Annotated in this window: 14 protein-coding genes, 4 tRNA genes and 1 pseudogene; 8 read left to right on the top strand and 11 right to left on the bottom strand. The window is 66.6% G+C overall.

Features of this window, described 5'->3' with window-relative positions; all coding sequences use genetic code 11:
* The first annotated feature begins 126 nt into the window (after window positions 1-126).
* Window positions 127-199, top strand: a tRNA-Asn gene (locus tag BSP109_RS03025).
* Between the two features lie 169 nt (window positions 200-368).
* On the opposite strand, the gene BSP109_RS03030 is transcribed toward BSP109_RS03025, so the two are convergent.
* From BSP109_RS03030 to aceE, 6 genes are all read right to left on the bottom strand, one after another.
* Window positions 369-1610 carry a beta-ketoacyl synthase gene (locus tag BSP109_RS03030; RefSeq protein ID WP_101599334.1) on the bottom strand — a complete coding sequence of 414 codons (1242 nt, stop codon included), beginning with the start codon at window positions 1608-1610 and terminating at the stop codon, window positions 369-371.
* A 76-nt stretch (window positions 1611-1686) separates the two neighbouring features.
* Complete coding sequence (locus tag BSP109_RS03035; RefSeq protein ID WP_019157302.1) at window positions 1687-1938, bottom strand: acyl carrier protein; 252 nt, start codon at window positions 1936-1938, stop codon at window positions 1687-1689.
* A 111-nt stretch (window positions 1939-2049) separates the two neighbouring features.
* Window positions 2050-3051, bottom strand: coding sequence for a beta-ketoacyl-ACP synthase III (locus BSP109_RS03040; protein WP_101599335.1), 1002 nt, complete (start codon window positions 3049-3051; stop codon window positions 2050-2052).
* Between the two features lie 26 nt (window positions 3052-3077).
* Complete coding sequence (locus BSP109_RS03045) at window positions 3078-3998, bottom strand: ACP S-malonyltransferase (RefSeq protein ID WP_101599336.1); 921 nt, start codon at window positions 3996-3998, stop codon at window positions 3078-3080.
* 50 nt (window positions 3999-4048) lie between these two features.
* On the bottom strand, window positions 4049-5266 hold the full coding sequence (locus BSP109_RS03050; protein ID WP_257944526.1) for a CdaR family transcriptional regulator: 1218 nt from the start codon (window positions 5264-5266) through the stop codon (window positions 4049-4051).
* 143 nt (window positions 5267-5409) lie between these two features.
* Window positions 5410-8178, bottom strand: coding sequence for a pyruvate dehydrogenase (acetyl-transferring), homodimeric type (gene aceE / locus BSP109_RS03055; RefSeq protein ID WP_257944527.1), 2769 nt, complete (start codon window positions 8176-8178; stop codon window positions 5410-5412).
* A gap of 226 nt (window positions 8179-8404) precedes the next feature.
* Between aceE and BSP109_RS03060 the strand changes: the two genes are divergently transcribed.
* The 3 genes from BSP109_RS03060 (at window position 8405) to BSP109_RS03070 (ending at window position 9741) form a co-directional block, all read left to right on the top strand.
* Complete coding sequence (locus BSP109_RS03060; protein WP_087005833.1) at window positions 8405-8833, top strand: DUF3052 domain-containing protein; 429 nt, start codon at window positions 8405-8407, stop codon at window positions 8831-8833.
* Window positions 8830-9276, top strand: a complete 447-nt coding sequence (locus tag BSP109_RS03065) for a redoxin domain-containing protein (RefSeq protein WP_146001074.1) — start codon at window positions 8830-8832, stop codon at window positions 9274-9276. The genes BSP109_RS03060 and BSP109_RS03065 overlap by 4 nt, the downstream gene beginning before the upstream one ends.
* 72 nt (window positions 9277-9348) lie before the next feature.
* Complete coding sequence (locus BSP109_RS03070) at window positions 9349-9741, top strand: HIT family protein (RefSeq protein WP_087005827.1); 393 nt, start codon at window positions 9349-9351, stop codon at window positions 9739-9741.
* A 3-nt stretch (window positions 9742-9744) separates the two neighbouring features.
* Here the strand turns inward: BSP109_RS03070 and BSP109_RS03075 are convergent, their stop codons facing one another.
* Window positions 9745-10272: a TetR family transcriptional regulator gene (locus BSP109_RS03075; RefSeq protein WP_087005824.1), complete on the bottom strand. Its 528-nt coding sequence runs from the start codon at window positions 10270-10272 to the stop codon at window positions 9745-9747.
* A gap of 175 nt (window positions 10273-10447) precedes the next feature.
* On the opposite strand from BSP109_RS03075, the gene BSP109_RS03080 reads away from it, so the two are divergent.
* Window positions 10448-10524: transfer RNA gene (locus BSP109_RS03080), tRNA-Pro, on the top strand.
* Window positions 10525-10652: 128 nt separating this feature from the next.
* Window positions 10653-10737, top strand: a tRNA-Ser gene (locus tag BSP109_RS03085).
* A gap of 78 nt (window positions 10738-10815) precedes the next feature.
* Here BSP109_RS03085 and BSP109_RS03090 read toward each other — a convergent pair.
* Entirely contained in the window at window positions 10816-12462 is a 1647-nt protein-coding gene (locus tag BSP109_RS03090) for a hypothetical protein (protein ID WP_101599340.1), read from the bottom strand.
* A 334-nt stretch (window positions 12463-12796) separates the two neighbouring features.
* Between BSP109_RS03090 and BSP109_RS03095 the strand changes: the two genes are divergently transcribed.
* Both BSP109_RS03095 and BSP109_RS17945 read left to right on the top strand, forming a co-directional pair.
* Window positions 12797-12873, top strand: a tRNA-Val gene (locus tag BSP109_RS03095).
* A 126-nt stretch (window positions 12874-12999) separates the two neighbouring features.
* Window positions 13000-14839 (top strand): annotated as a pseudogene (locus BSP109_RS17945) (heavy metal translocating P-type ATPase).
* A gap of 383 nt (window positions 14840-15222) precedes the next feature.
* Here BSP109_RS17945 and BSP109_RS03105 read toward each other — a convergent pair.
* The 3 genes from BSP109_RS03105 to BSP109_RS03115 all read right to left on the bottom strand — a co-directional run bounded on the left by BSP109_RS03105 (window position 15223) and on the right by BSP109_RS03115 (window position 18802).
* Window positions 15223-16698, bottom strand: coding sequence for a catalase (locus BSP109_RS03105; RefSeq protein ID WP_101599341.1), 1476 nt, complete (start codon window positions 16696-16698; stop codon window positions 15223-15225).
* Between the two features lie 81 nt (window positions 16699-16779).
* Window positions 16780-17235, bottom strand: coding sequence for a Fur family transcriptional regulator (locus tag BSP109_RS03110; RefSeq protein WP_101599342.1), 456 nt, complete (start codon window positions 17233-17235; stop codon window positions 16780-16782).
* Between the two features lie 58 nt (window positions 17236-17293).
* A complete protein-coding gene (locus BSP109_RS03115) occupies window positions 17294-18802 on the bottom strand; it encodes a fatty acyl-CoA synthetase (RefSeq protein WP_101599367.1) in 1509 nt (502 codons plus the stop codon).
* Window positions 18803-18835: the final 33 nt, after the last annotated feature.

Genomic DNA, 18835 nt, shown 5'->3' on the forward strand with positions numbered 1-18835 from the left:
CTGATGGACCGGCACTGTGCCGGGTGTGAGGTCTCGCACGCATCGTCAGGACCGCTCCTCCTGCTTTTGCGCCGGCGCGAACGGGCTGATAGAGTTTCTACTCGTGTTCGCCCATGCGGACACCATTCCTCCGTAGCTCAGTTGGCAGAGCATTCGACTGTTAATCGAAGGGTCGCTGGTTCGAGCCCAGCCGGGGGAGCAGACACGAAGGCCAGACGGGATCACCCGTCTGGCCTTCGTCGTTCCCGGTGACCGTGGGCGGGCAGTGAGGCTCCGCGCGGCCGAGTAGGTTCAGCGCTGCAGAGACGGGGCCGGTGCGATGCACCGGCCCCGTCACTGTCTCACGGGCGCAGTCGCCCGTGGATCGCTCAGCTGCTCGTGAACGCGACGACGGCGTTGTGGCCGCCGAACCCGAACGAGTTCGTGATCGCCGCGATGTCGCCGCTGGGCAGCTGTCCCGGCGTGTCACGCACGATGTTGAGGTTGACCTCCGGATCGACCGTCTGGATGTTGATCGTCGGAGGCGCCTGGCGCTCCTGGAGCGCCTTGACGGTGAAGAGCGCCTCGAGAGCACCCGCACCTCCCAGGAGGTGACCGGTCATCGACTTCGTGGCGGAGAACATCGCCTCGTCCACGGCATCGCCCAGGAGACGGTTGACCGCGGTCGACTCGGGGATGTCGCCCACCGGCGTCGAGGTCGCATGGCCGTTGATGTGCTTGATGTCCGCAGGCTTGATGTCCGCGGACTCGAGCGCCTCGCGCATCGCCCGGATGGACCCCGCACCCTCGGGCTCTCCCGCAGTGATGTGGTAGGCGTCATTCGACGTGCCCCAGCCAGCGACACGGGCGTAGACCCGCGCGCCGCGGGCACGTGCGTGCTCCTCGCTCTCGAGGATGAGGGCCGCACCGCCCTCGCCCATGACGAAGCCGTCGCGGTCCACGTCGAACGGGCGCGAGGCGGTCTCCGGGGAGTCCGTGCGCCGCGAGAGTGCTCGCATCGATGAGAACGCCGACAGCGTGATCGGGTGCACCGCGGATTCCGCACCGCCGGCGATGACGACGTCCGCCTTGCCCGAGCGGATCATCTCGAGTGCATGACCGACGCTCTCTGTGGAGGAGGCACAGGCGGACACGACCGTCTGGACGACGGCGCGCGCCTTGAAGTCCATGCCGATCGCGGCGGCCGGCGCATTGGGCATGAGCATGGGGACCGTCAGCGGCATGACCCGCCGGGTGCCCTCCTCCTGCAGCGTGTTCCACGCATCCAAGAGGGTCCAGACACCGCCGATCCCGGTGGCCCACGAGACCGCGAGGCGCTCGGACTCCACCTCAGGGGTGCCCGCGTCCTCCCACGCTTCGCGTGCGGAGATGAGTGCCAGACGGCTGGCCGGGTCGAGGCGCTTGGCCTCGACCTTCTTGAGACGGTCGTCGACGACGCCTGGATCGACGGTGGCGGCGAAATCGACGGGCAGTTCGTACTTCTGCGCCCAGTCGTTGTCGAGTGTGTGCGCACCGCTGGTGCCAGCCAGGGCGGCCTGCCATGTCTCCTGGGCAGTGCTGCCCAGGGGGGTGACGGCACCGATGCCGGTGACGACGACAGTGGATGTCATGGTGTGGAACCTCGTCGAATCGTTGAGTGGGGTCTCTGCGGGGCCGGGTTCGCCGGCCCCGCAGAGAGGAAGCAGATCAGGCCTGCTGGGCCTTGACGATGTAGTCCACCGCGTCCTGGACCGTGACGAGGTCCTTGACGTCGTCGTCCGGGATCTTGACGCCGAACTTCTTCTCCGCGTTCACGACGATGGTCATCATGGAGATCGAATCGATGTCCAGGTCGTCCGTGAACGACTTGTTCGCCTCGACGGCGTCGGTCTCCAGGCCGGTCTCCTCGTTGACGATCTCTGCCAGGCCGGCGAGGACGTCAGCTTCGCTGTATGCCATTTTCTATCCTTCTCTCTTCTTCCCGCCGGGTGCTGCGAGCACCGCGGCGGCTTGCAGGAAACGTGATTCGACGACGATCCCAGGAGATCTTACGTCATGGTCTTCGAACGGTCAGGGCAGTACGACGACCTGCGCGCCGTAGACCAGACCGGCGCCGAAGCCGATCTGGAGGGCGAGCTTGCCGTGCAGATCCGGGTTCTCCCGGAGCAGTCGCTCCGTGGCCAGGGGGATGGATGCTGAGGACGTGTTGCCGTTGTCCGCGATGTCCCGACCCACGATGACTGACTCCGGCAGCTTCAGCTGCTTGGCCAGCTCGTCGATGATCCGCATGTTCGCCTGGTGCGGGATGAACGCGCTCAGGTCCTCCGCGGTGACGCCCGCGGCGTCGAGGGCCTGCTGCGCGACGTCGGCCATCTCCCACACGGCCCAGCGGAACACGCTGGGACCGTCCTGGCGCAGGGTGGGGAAGGTGGCCTCGGGGTCGGTCTTGAAGTCCAGGAACGAGTTGGTGACGCGGATCGTCTCCCAGTTCTCGCCCTTCGAGCCCCAGACGCTCTGTCCGATCCCGGGCGTCTCCGAGGAGGACACGATGACGGCACCCGCGCCGTCGCCCAGGAGGAACGAGATCGAGCGGTCGGTGGGGTCGACGAAATCGGAGAGCTTCTCCGCACCGATGACCAGGACGTTGTCCATGACTCCGGAGCGGACCAGCCCATCGGCCTGCGCGATCGCGTAGCAGTAGCCGGCGCAGGCGGCCGAGATGTCCCATGCGGGGACGGGGCCGGTGCCCAGGCGCTGCGTCAGCGCGGATGCCGCGGAGGGGGTGGGGGTGCCGAAGGTGACGGTCGCGATGATGATGCCGCCCACGTCCGAGGGCTTGATGCCGGCATTCGCGATCGCCTCGGACGCCGCCTCCTCCGACATCTCCAGAACGCCCACGTCCGCGCCCGCGCGGTGGCGGGTGATGATGCCGGTGCGCTGCCGGATCCACTCATCGGAGGAGTCGATAGGACCCACGAGAGCCTCGTTGGGCACGGCGTGCTCGGAGCGGTAGCCGCCGATCCCGGAGATCCGCGAGTACGTGGTGGCGGGGGTGGTGGTCAGTGTGGTCACAGGGGAATCCTTCCCAGAGTGAGGGCTCAGGCGCCGGAGTGGGCGCGGACGAATTCGCGGGCACCGTCGACGTCGTCGGCGGACTTGACGGGGAAGACCTCGACGCCCTTCATGGCGCGCTTCGCCAGTCCGGTGAGCGTGCCTCCGGGGACCAGTTCGAGGACGCCGGTGACCCCGGCGGCGACGAGGGTCTGCTGGCACAGGTCCCACCGGACCGGGTTCGTCACCTGCGACACGAGCAGCCGGAGGTAGTCGGCACCGGAGGCCACGGAGGTGCCGTCGGCATTCGTGAGGATCGTGACCGTCGGATCGGAGGGCTGCAGCGAGGAGGCGACCGATTCCACCGCGTCCGACGCCGGGGCCATGAACGATGTGTGGAAGGCACCTGCGACCTTGAGCGGGATGACGCGAGCGCGTTCCGGCGGGTTCGCCGCGAATGCCTCGATGCGATCCTGCGCACCGGCGGCGACGGTCTGCCCGCCGCCGTTCACATTGGCGGGCTCCAGCCCTGCAGCGGAGATGGCGGAGAGGACGTCGTCGGGATCGCCGCCCACGACGGCCGCCATGCCGGACGGGGCCGCCGCGGCGGCGGCAGCCATCGCGGTGCCGCGGGCGCTGACCAGCTGCATCGCATCCTCGTGTGTGAGGATGCCGGCGACCGCGGCAGCGCCGATCTCGCCGACGCTGTGTCCCGCGACGATGTCCGTCGTCAGCGAGTCGCCGAAGATCTCCGCGTGCGCGGCGATCGCCGAGGCGACCAGCAGCGGCTGCGCGACCGCGGTGTCCGTGATCGTCGCGTCGTCCGAGGTCGTCCCGTGCGTGCGGAGATCGATCCCCGAGGCCCCTGCGAGGCCGTCGAATGTGCGGGCGAAGCCGGGCAGCTCCAGCCAGGAGCTGAGGAATCCGGCCTTCTGGGCGCCCTGTCCTGGGCAAGCGGTGACTAGCACGAGCAGTGATATCCCATCGTTCGATTCAATGATGCAGACTACGACAGCTGTCAGGATCCTGGCGTGTGTTTGTGGGCACGCGATAACTGCCCCACTGAGGACAGTCGACCGAGCACCAACGCGATCCGAATGACGAAGGCCGCGCGCGACTCCGTCGGATCGTGTCCGATGAGACCCGTGATCTTCTTGAGGCGGTAGCGGACCGTGTTGGGATGCACGTGCAGGGACCGACCGGTGGCCTCGAGTGAGCCGCCGTGATCCAGATAGGCCGTGACGGTCTCCAGCAGGCTGCCGCTGCCCGCCGCGAGCGGTGCGTGCACGCCCTCGATGAGGGCGGTGACCGCACTGTCGTCACCGGCGATCGCACGCTCCGGCAGCAGCTGGTCCGCGTGGACGGGGCGTGGGGTCGACTGCCACGCGGAGGCCGTGCGCAGTGCCCAGAGCGCCGAGGCCGCCGAGGTGCCGGCCTCGGCGAGCGTCGAGACCTCCGGACCCACGACGACATCTGAGGGTCCGTAGTAGTGGGAGAGCGCCAGAGCGGCGGCCTCGAGGTCGTCCGCACCGCCCAGCACGATGAGGAGTCGGTCGTCATGGACGCCCACCAGCACGTCCTCCGCCCACCGTCGTGCGGCACGGCGGATCTCCGAGATGCTCTTGTGCGCGGAGCGGCGGGGCGCGCGGCCGATCAGCACGGCGACGCTGCCCTGGGACTGCCAGCCGAAGGCGGCGGAGCGGCTGGCGAGTTCGTCGACGGAGTCGCCGCGGACCAGCGCGTCGATGACCATCGCCTCGAGACGAGCGTCCCAGCTGCCGCGCGCCTCCGCGGCCCGCGCGTAGATGTCCGCCGCGGCGAACGCGATCTCGCGCGAGTAGATGAGGACCGCTTCCTTGAGCTCTGACTGTGCCTGGGGCTGCGCCAGTTCCGGCACGCGCTCCTCGACCACCTCGACGACGACCCGCAGCAGTTGGAGTGTCTGCTGGAGGGAGACGGACCGGACCAGCTCGCGGGGCGCTGAGCGGAACACGTCGAGCACGCCGCGCAGGGGCGTGGAGGGGTCCTGGTACCAGGTGATGAAGGACGAGATGCCGGACTTCGCGACGACGGACACCCACTGCTTGTCCGCGGGGTCCATCCCGCGGAACCACGCGAGCTGCGTTTCCAGCCGCTGTGTCACGACCTTCCCCAGCTGCGCCTCGCGCGCCTGCAGCCTGTGGGCGGTGTCTGCGCGGCCGGAGGTGCCGCGACGGGATGAAGTGGAAGCCAGCATGAGGGTCACACTATCGTCTGTCAGGACCTATCGCGTTGTAGACACCGCACAAGAGTCGAGGATTTCCGTCGCGGGGTGGAAGCGCCGAACGGGGCCGGCGCGCTGCAGCAGCGCGCCGGCCCCGTTCGGTGAGGGAGCGACCGTCAGGCCGCGCCGCCCTCCAGCGAACCGGATGTGCCGGCGGTCGGATCGTCCAGCTTGTACTTCTTCGCGGCCTTCGCCGCCACGTCGATGTCCAGTTCACCGGTGTCCGCGAGGCTGATGAGCGCCTGCACGGCGATGGACGGGCCGTCGATGAGGAAGTGGCGGCGCGCCGCCGGGCGGGTGTCCGAGATCGCATAGCCGTCCGCACCCACGGAGGTGTAGTGGTTGGGCACGTACTGGCGGATCTGGTCCTGCACCGCGCGCATGTAGTCGCTGGCTGCGACGACCGGGCCCTTCGTGCCCGTGAGAGCCTGGGTCACGTGGGGGACCCGCGGCTCGGCCTCCGGATTCAGGAGTCGCTCCTCGTCCGCGGCGAGACCGTCGCGGCGGAGCTCACTCCACGAGGTGACGGACCAGATGTCCGCACTCACGCCCCAGTCATCGGCCAGCAGCTGCTGGGCCTCGTACGCCCACGGGACGGCGACGCCGGATGCCAGGAGCTGCACCTTGGGGCCGTCCGTCGCAGGCCCATCGGCCAGCTTGTACATGCCCTTGAGCAGACCGTCGACGTCGAGCTTCTTGGGCTCCTTGGGCTGCAGCATCGGCTCGTTGTAGAGCGTGATGTAGTACAGAACGTTCGGGTCGACCTGGGGAGCGTCCTCATCCTGCCCGTACATCCGCTCGAGACCTGCGCGCACGATGTGCCCCACCTCGTAGCCGTATGCGGGGTCGTAGGAGATGACCGACGGGTAAGTCGAGGCCAGCAGGTGCGAGTGGCCGTCGCCGTGCTGCAGTCCCTCGCCCGTCAGCGTCGTCCGACCCGCGGTCGCGCCCAGCACGAAGCCGCGCGCCATCTGGTCGCCGGCGGCCCAGAAGAAGTCGCCGGTCCGCTGGAACCCGAACATCGAGTAGAAGATGTAGAACGGGATCATCGGCTCGCCGTGCGTGGCGTACGAGGTGCCCACTGCGGTGAGCGCGGAGGTCGCGCCCGCCTCATTGATGCCCACGTGCAGCAGCTGCCCGTCCGTCGCCTCCTTGTACGCGAGGAACAGGTCGCGGTCCACGGAGATGTAGTTCTGCCCGTGCGGGTTGTAGATCTTCGCGGTGGGGAAGAACGAGTCCATGCCGAAGGTGCGGGCCTCGTCCGGAATGATCGGGACGATGCGGTGCCCGATCGACTTGTCCCGCATGAGGTCCTTGAGCACGCGCACGAAGCTCATGGTCGTGGCGATGGGCTGCTTGGTGGACCCGCGGCGGGCGGCATCGTAGGCCTTGTCGCCGGGCAGCTCGATCTGCGTGTACTTCGACCGGCGCTCCGGCACGTAGCCGCCCAGCTTGCGGCGGCGCTCCTGGAGGTACTGGATCTCCGGGGAGTCCTCGCCGGGGTGGAAGTACGGAGGCTTCTTGGGGTTCTCCTCCAGCTGCGCGTCCGTGATCGGGACGGAGAAGTGGTCGCGGGCCAGCTTGAGGTCGTCGATCGTCATCTTCTTCATCTGGTGCGTCGCGTTGCGCGCCTCGAACGACGGTCCGAGCGAGTATCCCTTGACCGTCTTCACGAGGACGACGGTGGGCTGGCCGGTGTGGTTCATCGCGGCACGGTAGGCGGCGTAGACCTTGCGGTAGTCGTGGCCGCCGCGCTTGAGGTTCCAGATCTGCTCGTCGGTCAGGTTCTCGACCATCGCCTTGGTGCGTGGGTCGCGGCCGAAGAAGTTGTCGCGGACGAAGCCGCCGTCCTCCGCCTTGTAGGTCTGGTAGTCGCCGTCCGGCGTCTGGTTCATGAGGTTGACCAGTGCGCCGTCGCGGTCCTGCGCCAGGAGCGCGTCCCATTCGCGGCCCCAGATGACCTTGATGACGTTCCAGCCGGCGCCGCGGAAGTACGACTCCAGCTCCTGCATGATCTTGCCGTTGCCGCGGACCGGGCCATCGAGGCGCTGCAGGTTGCAGTTGATGACGAAGGTGAGGTTGTCGAGCTCCTCGTAGGCCGCGACGTGCAGCATGCCGCGGCTCTCCGGCTCGTCCAGCTCGCCGTCGCCCAGGAATGCCCAGGTCTGCTGCTGTGAGGTGTCCTTGATCCCGCGGTTGTGCAGGTACTTGTCGAACTGCGCCTGGGTGATGGCGTTCATGGGGCCGATGCCCATGGAGACGGTGGGGTGCTCCCAGAAGTCCTGCATCTGGCGCGGGTGCGGGTAGGAGGGCATGCCGAGGTTCTTGCCGTCGACGATGTGGCTGGCCTGCTGGCGGAATCCGTCCAGCTGGTCCGCGCTCATGCGTCCCTCGAGGAAGCTCCGGGCGTACATGCCGGGGGAGGCGTGGCCCTGGTAGAAGACGTGGTCGCCACCGCCGGGGTGGTCCTTGCCGCGGAAGAAGTGGTTGAGCCCCACTTCGTAGAGCGTCGCGGAGGACGCGTAGGTCGAGATGTGGCCGCCCACCTCGATGCCGGGCCGCTGCGAGCGGTGCACCAGCATGGCGGCGTTCCAGCGGTTCCAGCGGCGGAAGGTGCGCTCGACCTCTTCGTCGCCGGGGAACCACGGCTCTTCCTCGGGGCTGATCGAGTTGATGTAATCCGTGGCCGTGAGGCTGGGGACGCCCACATTGCTCTTGCGTGCACGGTCGAGCAGGCTGAGCATGATGTACCGGGCGCGGACAGGGCCCGCCTCAGCGATGAGACCGTCCAGCGAATCGAGCCATTCCCTGGTCTCCTCCGGATCGATATCCGGGATCTGACTGGGGAGACCGTTGAGGATCGGTCCTCCAGGATTAGTCGGCACGACATTCCTCCTCATTGAAGTTGCGGTGCTGCTGCACAGCACCTGCGGGCTGCGCCACGGTGGCCCGGTGGAGCCGTCTGCGGTGGCACTGCCCACTCTGGGGTTGCCTCCAGCATATGGGTTGAACGGCTCAGCGGACGAGCGAAGACGTGTTGCTCGCCTCTCATTCCAGGGGAATCGCACCCCGGGCGTTTGCCCGGCGGTCAGGGATGTGGAGAATGGTCGCATGAGCACTTCTGCCTCAGAGAGGGACACGCAGGACTCCGCATCGACTCCGCTCGACTTCAAGCGGGGACAGTACGTACAAGAGATCGGCTACGACGAGGACGTCGATTTCGATCTTCGCGAATCGATCGAGAAGGTCCTTGAGGAGGAGCTGGCCGATGACGACGTTGATGACGTCTTCGATGCGATCATCATGTGGTGGCGCGCAGATGACCCGGATCTCACGGATGCGATAGTCGACGCGCAGACCACCCTGTCCACCGGCGGCATCATCTGGCTGCTGACACCGAAGCCCAACCGCGACGGGCATATCCGTCCGGCCGACATCTCCGACGCCGCGCCCACAGCCGGCATGCACGTCACCTCCACGGTGAGTGCTGCGCCGGACTGGTCCGGCTACCGGCTGGTCGGCAAGAAGAACTACGGGTGAGTGGGCGCACCCTTCCGGATCTCTCCCTCCCCGCACACATGGGAGAGGACGTTCCGCTCCTGACGGGAGCGGAATCCGGAGGGGTGCTGCTCGTCTTCGTCCCGTACGCCTTCACACCCGTCTGCGCTGATGAGCTGGTGACACTGGTCGGGCTGGCCGGCCGGCTCCGTGCGCGCGGGATCGCGCCGCTGGTCGTCTCGTGCGACACGAAGTACACCCTGCGCGCGTGGGCGATCGCCGAACTGGGCGATGCGTGGGACAGCGTCCCGCTCCTGTCGGACTTCTGGCCCCACGGGGCCCTCTCGCGTGCCTGCGACGTCTTCGACCATCGCCGAGGCGGGCCGCACCGCACAGCGCTCCTCGCCGACTCGTCCGGTTCCGTCGTCGACGAGGAGACCGCGGACTTCGGGACTCCGCGGGACCTCGGCCGCTTCGTGCGGTGAGCCGCTGGCGGCTACGCTGAATCCGACATGACTGTGTGGGCCTCACGGGCCCCGGAACACGGAGGAGAACACGTGGCATCCCTCTTCACCAAGATCATCGAGAACGAGATCCCGGGCGTCTTCGTGTACGAGGACGAGCTGTGCGTGGCGTTCCTCGATGTGCAGCCGATGACCGAGGGACACGTCCTCGTCGTCCCCCGTGAGGAGATCGTGCACTGGGTCGACCTGGACGACGACCTCTCTGCGCATCTCTTCGCGGTCGCCAAGACGATCGGCAAGGCGCAGAGCGAGGCGTTCGAGTGCGAGAAGGTGGGACTCATGGTCCAAGGCTATGAGGTGCCCCACGTGCACATCCACGTCTGGCCCACGACCTCTCTCGCAGACTTCGACGCGAGCCGTCGAGCGGACTTCACGGACGCTGCAGTGCTCGAGGAGGCGGCGGAGAAGATCAGGCGGCGACTCTGAGCCTCAGCCGGTCAGCAGTCGGGTGAGACCGGTGCGGAAGGAGGCTTCGGCGTGACCGTCGGAGCCTCCTCCCGTGGTGCGCGGCGCGAGTGGCTCGCCCGCGAACAGACGTCGGTTCTGCAGGATCGCGATCGAGCCCAGGACGTACGGGATCACGAAGTCGCGGGTGTCCGCATCGAGATCTGAGAGGGCTGAGGGCAGCACCGTCGGACCGGAGTGCGAGTAGGCCAGGAGCACGATGTCCGCGCTCTCGCGATAGCGCAGGAGCACGCCCCGGTACGTGGTGATCGCGTCGACCGTGCTGGCGAGCCGGCCCTGGCCCGGTGCGGGCCGATCGAGGTCGTCGGCTTCTGCGCCCATCCGTGCTGCCAGGAGGACGAACAGCGACTGCTTGTCTGCGACATGCCAGTAGAGGGCGGACGGCTGGACGTTCAACTCCCGTGCGAGTCGACGCATCGTGAGGTCGCCCAGACCGAAGTCCGAGAGGATGCGCATCGCAGCGTCGGCGACACTCTCCGTAGTGAGAGCCATACCCCTCCTGAGGCGGTGTGCAGGGCGATCGATGAGGTCCGTCGGCACGGGAGAAGACCGAGCGGATCCGCTGTTCTGCTGTGTCGCACCTTACCGGCTCCTCGATTAGGAGTTCGCAGGTCATTATGGTTAAACTGTGTCTCGCTGTCAGGTTCTCAGGAACCGTCCACAGCATCGGGATATAGCGCAGCTTGGTAGCGCGCCTCGTTCGGGACGAGGAGGTCGTGGGTTCGAATCCCGCTATCCCGACCAGCAGAAACGCCGGGGCATCATCACGATGTCCCGGCGCTCTCATGTCCGGTGATGAGCCGGTTCTGCTAATGTCCAGGTGCTCCACGGCATGTGCGAGAATAGCTGGGCGCCGGCTTCGGTCGGCGAGTGGTGAGTTGACAGAGCGGCCGAATGTGACGGTCTTGAAAACCGTTGACCTGCAAGGGTCCGTGGGTTCGAATCCCACACTCACCGCAGGTGGAACGCAAGAGGTGCGGGCCGGGAGGACATCCTCCCGGCCCGCACCTCTTGCGCGTCAGCGGCTCACCGCGCTCAGAAGGTGTCCCGGCGCTTCGGCCGCGAGCTGAGCATGACCGTCGCTGCGCCCACTGTCAGCAGACCGGCCGCTGCGATCGCGAGGATGCCGGCATCGGAACCGGTGCGCGGCAGCTCGGATCCGCTGTCGCCGTCATCGCCCGCGTCTCCCGTGACCGTGAAGGAATCGGTGGCCGTCTCGCCGCCGCAGCTGATCGAGACATTCCAGGTTCCGACGTAGTCCGCCGCATTCGAGCCCGTCCCGTAGAAGGAGAACGAGGCCGCGCCGTCATCGTCCGCTTCGATCCCGTCCGCGTACGCCACCTCGTCGGTGCCCGGCCACATGACCTCGAGCGAGACCATATCGCCCGGCAGGCAGTTGGAAGCAGTGACTTGGACGCCCGTGTCGTAGTCCATGAAGCTCGCCGCGGACAGTGTCTCGGGCGACACCGTGATCGCCGGGTCCAGATCTGCCTCGTCGGAGTCGTCCCCGTCGTCTTCGCCGGGCTGACCATCGTCGCTGTCATCCGACTCGTCCCCGTCGTCCGACCCGTCGCCGCCGTCCTCGCCCTCGTCGGAGTCGTCTCCGTCGTCAGAGTCGTCGTCCTCGGACCCGACGGTGAACTCGACATCCGCGGAATCGAGCACCACGTCTTCGCCTGCGAGCTCGATCGTGAAGGTGCCGGCGATGACGTCGGCGCTGTAGTCGCCATACCACTCGATGAAGTAGGCGCCGACCGCATTGCCGTCCTCGTCGGCTTCGACCTCGAACTCCGTCGACAGGTCCGGGGTGTCGTCCGGTGCGATGACGCGGAACGTGTACCACTCGCCCGGTGCCAGGTCCGTCGCGGCGATCTGCAGGCCGCGGTCGCCGGGCTCCTCACCCTGCGGGACCATGACGTCATCGACCTCGATCGAGTTCGGCAGGTCCAGTGCGGGATCCGCCTGGACCTCTTCGTCCTCGTCGGTCTCGTCGTCTTCGATGTCGTTGAGGATCTCGAACGAGCCTTCGTCGACCGTCACGCCTTCTGAATCGGTGACCGACACACTGCGGTCTCCGGCGAAGGACTCCAGGTCTGCGTCGGAGTCGACCTCGATCGTGTAGGACTCTGTGAACGACCCGTCCGCGGAGGTGGTCACCTGGCGTTCGCCTGACGTTTCGGGCCCGCCCGTGACGGTGACGGTGTACTGCGTCTCCGGCTCGAGTTCGGTTCCGGTGATGGTCGCGCCGCTGGGCGCCTCGTCGCCGGAGACATAGACGACGTCGGTGAGACCGACGTCCTGCGGGGTGACCGTCACGTCAGCTGTGTCGGCGTCCTCAGTCGGGTCCTCGGTCGGTTCTTCCGTGGGCGCTTCAGTCTCTGTGGCCCCGTCCGTCGGCTCGTCAGACGTACTGTCGTCTGACGGCTGGGGCGATGAGGGCTCCTCGGGCTCCTCGGGAGTCTCCTCGTTCTGGCTCGGTTCTTCCTCCGCGGGCGCCTCTGCCTGCGTCTGCTGCTTCTCCTCGGGCTCCTGTGTGGGAGTCGCCGTCGGGTCTGCGGCCGAATCGGAGAGAGTGACGTTCTGCGCGTCCGAATCCTGCGCGTGCGCTGCGGCCGGTGCGAGAACGAGGCCCGCCGCTGTGAGTGAGGCGAGGACGGCGGGGGCGAGGGTCTGCTTCTTCATCACCGATGCTCCATTCCGGTTCTCCGCGGTCCGGGCGGAGGATCCTGACGTCGACCGGACCCTCCACGGTGAGGGAGAACCGATCTCTTGAGGCCCACAGTAGGAACACAGGGGATGCGGAACAATTATTGATCATTGTGTTCGGACCGTTCTGCCGATTCGTCATCAAACGTGACCGACCGTGATCGTTCCGTAATCCGTATGTCGCAGGAAAGACGCTTCTTGCGCAGTTCGGCGCAAGTTCGCCTGGTGCGCTCCGACGTGACGCGCTTCAGATGAATGATGAACGGATGGCACCCGTGTGCGATACTTGAGCCGCCGCATGAGCGGTGTGGGGCCTATAGCTCAGTTGGTCAGAGCACCTCGTTTACACCGAGGGGGCCGGGGGTTCGAGTCCCTCTGGGCCCACCAGAAGGTCTTTGTTCGAAAAGAAGGACTGAGGACGCGGCAGTGCCAGCACAGACCGTCACACCTGACACCGGACAATCGCCGCGCGCGATCTCACCGACAGTAGAGCTTCTCCGCAGCCGCAAGCTCATGATCTTCGTGATGCTCGGGCTGACGGCCGGGGTGGTGCTCTGGCTGACCGGCCTGACGACAGCTCTCGCTGTCACCGCCTACCTGGTGCTCAGCGTCGTGATCGTCATCACTGCCTCAGGCATGGTCCGGGATCTGATGCATGGTCATTGGGGGCTCGACGTCCTTGCTGTCATCGCCATGATCGCCACTCTTGCTGTGCATGAGTATGTCGCGGGGCTCATCATCGCGTTGATGCTCACAGGGGGCGAAGCGCTGGAGGATCTGGCCGCGCGTCGTGCAAGCCGGGAACTCGACCAGCTGCTGACCCGAGCCCCAGCGTTCGCAGGGCGGATCCACCCGGTGACCGGGGAAGTCGAACGAGTGGCGATCGAAGAGGTCGCGGTGGGCGATGCGCTGCTGGTGCGATCCTCGGAGATTCTCCCGGTTGACGGACTGCTGCTGTCGGATCACGCGACGATCGATGAATCGTCGGTGACCGGTGAGCCGATCCCGGCGAGCTGTCGCGCGGGCGACCCTGTGCTGTCTGGGACGGTGAACGGCACCACGAGTTTCACGATGCGCGCTCAGAAGGTGGCGGCCGATTCTAACTACGCATCGATCGTGCGGCTCGTAGAAGAAGCCGTGGAATCCCGCGCACCCATGGTGCGCCTCGCCGATAGGTATGCGCTGCCGTTCACTGCTGTTTCGCTGCTCATCGCAGGCCTCGCCTGGTTCCTGAGCGGTGACCCGGTGCGTTTCGCTGAGGTGCTCGTGGTTGCGACACCGTGCCCGTTGCTGATCGCTGCACCTGTCGCGTTCATGGGGGGTATGAGTTCAGCCGCGAAGCTGAACGTCATCATCAAAGATGGTGGCGTCCTGGAGGTGCTCGCCCGGGTTCGTTCGGCAGCGTTCGATAAGACCGGCACCCTGACGCAGGGTAAAGCCGATGTGGTGGATCTTCACCCGGCCTCCCGCACGGCGAGCGAGACGCTGCGGCTCGCGGCTGCCGCTGAGCAGTACTCCGTGCATGTGTTCGCCGACCCCATCGTGGCAGCGGCAAGAACCCACCAGCTCGAATTGCCGGAAGTGACGCATGCTGACGAAGTGGCGACGAATGGGGTGCTCGCCTCCCTGGTAGGGGGGGGCCGTGGTGCGAGTCGGGAAACCTGCGTTCATCGAAGAGGTGACCGGGCCGATCGCCCGCCCCGCACTCCAAGCTGGAGAGACGGCCGTGTACGTGGCAGTCGGTGACGAACTGGCGGGCGTCATCATCCTGTCCGACCCGATTCGTCCGAACGCAGCAGACACCGTGACCCGCCTTCGCGAAGCCGGCGTGACAGAGATCGCGATGGTGACCGGCGACGTCACATCCACTGCAGAGTCCGTCGCACACGCGGTTGGCATCCAGACGGCTCACGCTGAGACCACGCCCCGAACCAAAGTCGAGATCGTACAAGCCATGCGGCCGCGGCCCGTGCTCATGGTCGGTGACGGGATCAACGATGCCCCCGTGCTGGCAGCCGCTGACGTAGGCATCGCAATGGCGGGCCGAGGGGCCACTGCTGCGAGTGAGTCGGCAGCGGCGGTGATCACCTCGAATGACATTGCGCGCGTGGCAGATGTCGCGTATGTCTCGCGGCGGACCGTGCAGATCGCGTTGCAGTCGATCTGGATGGGCATCGTCATCTCAGTGGGCTTGATGCTCGTTGCCGCATTCGGGTACCTACCCGCAGTGGTGGGTGCCCTCCTGCAGGAGATCGTCGATCTCGTCGCCATCGTGTGTGCACTCCGAGCGCTCCGAGCGCACAAGGGGGCGCGGCGAGACCGCGTCACTGGACATGAACCGCCAGCTGGGTGAATCAGTCGGCCAGATAACACTGGACGATGCTGATCGGTGTCGAGACGGCGACGTGGGGCGGGCAATCGTGGGACCACTCCCTGTGTGTTCTCGACGGAACTGCTCCTGGGTTCCCACGGCGGCCATCGAACGGGTCGAAGCGCTTGGTATGAATACCTCGACACCATCTGGGACGCATCCGTTGTGGGGAGTACCTCTGGAGGTCCGTCCACTCATCGCAAGCTCGCGATCCACACAGTGACACGGAGGCGGCGGCCTTCTCTGCCTATCGACGGGTGCCGATGCGACGGAAGCCCCGTCGCCACGGATATCCGTGGCGACGGGGCTTCCGTCATGCGGCGTCAGAAGTCCGGAGACTCCGACGACCGCGCGTCAGGCGAGGCTCAGGCCTGTGCCTTCCCGGTCTTCTCGAAGTAGAGATCCTGGATGCGCTGGCCGACCTCGGCGTCGATGTTCTTCCAGTACTGGAAGACGTTCGACAGGACCGGCTCCTGGACGTCGGGGATCAGGCTGCCGGTGACGGTCTCGACGAGGCGGTCGCGCTGCTCTTCGGTGTAGACGTCCCGGACCAGCGTGTGTGCCTGGCCGAAGTCGTCGTCCTCCGCGTGCAGCGAGTACGCCGAACGCACGAGAGTGCCGTCGGCCTCCCATCCGTTGTCCACCGGACCCTGCGTGTCCTGGTACGAGCGACCGTACGAGTTGGGCGCGTACACCGGGGCATCGCCCGAGTGGTGGTACTGCATCGCGCCCTCCTTGTCATAGGAGTTCGTCGCGTTGATCGGCGCGTTCACCGGCAGCTGGTTGAAGTTCGTGCCGATGCGGTGGCGCTGTGCGTCCGGGTAGGAGAACACGCGGCCCAGCAGCATCTTGTCCGGCGAGACGCCCGTGCCGGGCACGGTGTTCGCGGGGCTGAATGCAGCCTGCTCGATCTGCGCGTAGTGGTTGACAGGGTTCTCGTTCAGCGTGAACCGGCCGACCTTGTGCAACGGGTAATCCTGGTGCGACCAGGTCTTCGTCAGGTCGAACGGGTTGAAGCGGTACGTCTTCGCCTCTTCGTAGGGCATGATCTGCACCGACAGCGTCCAGCTGGGGTGATCCCCCCGCTTGATCGCGTCGAACAGATCCCGGCGGTGGACGTCCGCGTCCTCAGCGGCAAGTTGCGCCGCCTCGTCGTTCGTCATGTTCTGCTCGCCCTGCTCCGTGTGGAAGTGGTACTGGACCCAGAACTTCTCACCCTCGGCGTTCGTCCACATGTAGGTGTGCGAGGAGTATCCGTTCATGTGTCGCCACGTCTTCGGCAGACCGCGGTCACCCATGAGGTAGGAGACCTGGTGGGCCGACTCGGGGGAGTGGGTCCAGAAGTCCCACTGCATGTTGGCGGAGCGGAGTCCGGAGTCCGGGAGGCGCTTCTGCGAGTGGATGAAGTCCGGGAACTTCATGGGGTCGCGGACGAAGAAGATGGGCGTGTTGTTGCCCACCATGTCGAAGTTGCCCTCTTCGGTGTAGAACTTCAGGGCGAAACCGCGGACGTCGCGCCACGAGTCGGGGGAGCCCAGCTCACCGGCGACGGTGGAGAAGCGTGCGAGCATGCGGGTCTTCTTGCCCGGCTGCAGGAAGTCCGCCTTCGTGTACTTGCTGACGTCCTCGAGCACTTCGAACTCACCGAAGGCGCCGGAGCCCTTCGCGTGGGGGCTGCGCTCCGGAACGCGCTCGCGGTCGAAGCGTGCGAGCTTCTCGACGAGCGCAACGTCGTGGAGCATGAGGGGGCCATCGGCGCCGACGCTCAGCGAATGGGAGTCGGATTCGCGGGGCGCACCCGTCTCCGTGGTCGAAGGCTTGGTCGGATCAAACTGTGTCATTGTCTTCCTTCCGATCGAAACATGTCTCTGCAGGAGAGGTTGAGGGGATCTGAGGCCGATTCGGGTCAGAGCGGGCCGACGTCATGCCGGCGAGGCGCGGGAGGCCTCCCACGCGCCGACGCACTCTGTGCAGACCGCCTGGAACGTGACGTCTGCGCTCAGGAGCACAGGCATCCCGGTGGTGCCGACGGGGGAGAGGCACGGAGCCTCTCCGGTCACGCAGTCCACGTCCTCGATGCGGTGGCACACCACGCACCGGATGTGATGGTGATTGTCGTCCGTCCGCGTCTCGTACCGAGCTGCGCCCGGTGCGTCGACACGACGGAGAAGACCCTTCTCCGTCAGGTCGTTCACGACGTTGTGGACGGACTGCATCGAGAGTGACGGGAGCTGTTCCGCAATGCCGGCATGGACCTCCGCCGCAGTGCAGTGCGGGTTTGCGGTGAGGAAGTCCAGCGCGGCGACACGGCCGGGTGTGGCGCGCATGCCAGCGCGTCGTACCTGGTCCGTGAGGTCGGCTTCCTGCAGTTTCTGCATAGTTTTAGCGTAATCGTTCTTTTGTGTGGTGGCAAATAAGGCGCCGCGTGTCGGCCCCTCAGGAGCGCAGCTGGCGCTTGAGGATCTTCCCGGAGGTGTTCTTGGGCAGCTCATCGATGAAGTGCACCGCCTTCGGCACCTTGAACGGTGCGAGGCGTTCGCGGACGTGGGCGATGACGGCATCGCCGTCGATCTCGCCCTTCTTCACGACGTAGGCGGTGATCGCCTCGATCCACTTCTCGTCCGGAGTGCCGACGACGGCGACCTCTGCGACGGCTTCGAGCTCGAAGATCGCGTCCTCGACCTGGCGGGATGCGACGAGCACGCCACCCGTGTTGATGACGTCCTTCACCCTGTCGACGACCTCGATGAAGCCGTCCTCGTCCTGGATCACGAGGTCGCCGGAGTGGAACCAGCCGCCCCGGAACGCCTCTTCCGTGGCCTCGGGCTTGTTCCAATAGCCTTCGCAGAGCTGTGGCGAGCGGTAGAGGATCTCCCCCTGCTCGCCGGGTGCCACGTCGTTGCCGGATGGGTCGACCACGCGGGTCTCGACGAAGAGCACGGGACGGCCGGCGGACCCGGGGTGCGCATCGTGCTCCTCGGGTCGCAGCACGGTGGCGAGAGGGCCCATCTCCGACTGGCCGAACGCGTTGTAGAAGCCCATGCCCGGCAGCGCCTCGCACAGTCGTGCCAGGACGGGCCCGGGCATGATGGACGCGCCGTAGTAGCCCTTCGTGAGGCTGGAGAGGTCACGTGCACCGAACTCGTCGTGATTGGCGAGTGCGACCCACACGGTGGGCGCGGCGAAGAAGGCTGTGATCCGCTCCTTCTCGAAGATCTCGAACAGCTGGGCCGGAACCGGTCCCGGAACGATGAGGTTGTATCCGCCCTTCATGAGCGACGGGAGCATGAACACGTGCATCTGCGCCGAATGGTACAGCGGCAGGGCGTGGACCATCCGGTCGGATGCTTCGAAGTCCAGGACGTCGAGGCAGCTGAGGTAGTGGTGGATCAGCGCGCGGTGGGTCATGATCGCGCCCTTGGGCGATGACGTCGTGCCGGACGTGTAGAGCAGCTGGGCGACGTCGGTGTCGACGACGGTGAACTCGTCATCACGCTGGGGCTCCACGCCGTCAGCGGCGGCGACCGGCACGAGGTCCTCGAACGTCCGGACCGACAGCGTCGGGCCGGAGGCCGTCGCCGTCACGTGCTCCGCGAGCGCGGCATCTGCGAAGACGACGGTGGCCCCGGAGTCCGTGAAGAAGTAGTCGAGCTCATCGCCGCGCATCTGGAAGTTGATGGGGACGTGGACGAGCCCCGCCCGCGCACAGGCGAGGTACGTGAGGACGTAGAGATCCGAGTTCGCGCCGAATGCGGCGACGCGGTCCCCGTGCTCGAGGCCCAGCCCCACGAAGTGGCGGGCCAGGGCGGTCACGGCGCCGTCCCACTGACGGTAGGTCCACGTGCGATCGCCGAATGCGACGGCGGTCGCGTCGGGGGTGCGCTGTGCCGTGCGGCGCACGACGTCGGCAACGGTGCTCTGACGAGGTGATGTGGTCTGTCCCATGATCAGAACGTATCGGACGCGGGTGACGCGTGC

The sequence above is a fragment of the Brevibacterium sp. Mu109 genome, from assembly GCF_900169375.1.
GTDB classification, from domain to species: domain Bacteria; phylum Actinomycetota; class Actinomycetes; order Actinomycetales; family Brevibacteriaceae; genus Brevibacterium; species Brevibacterium yomogidense_A.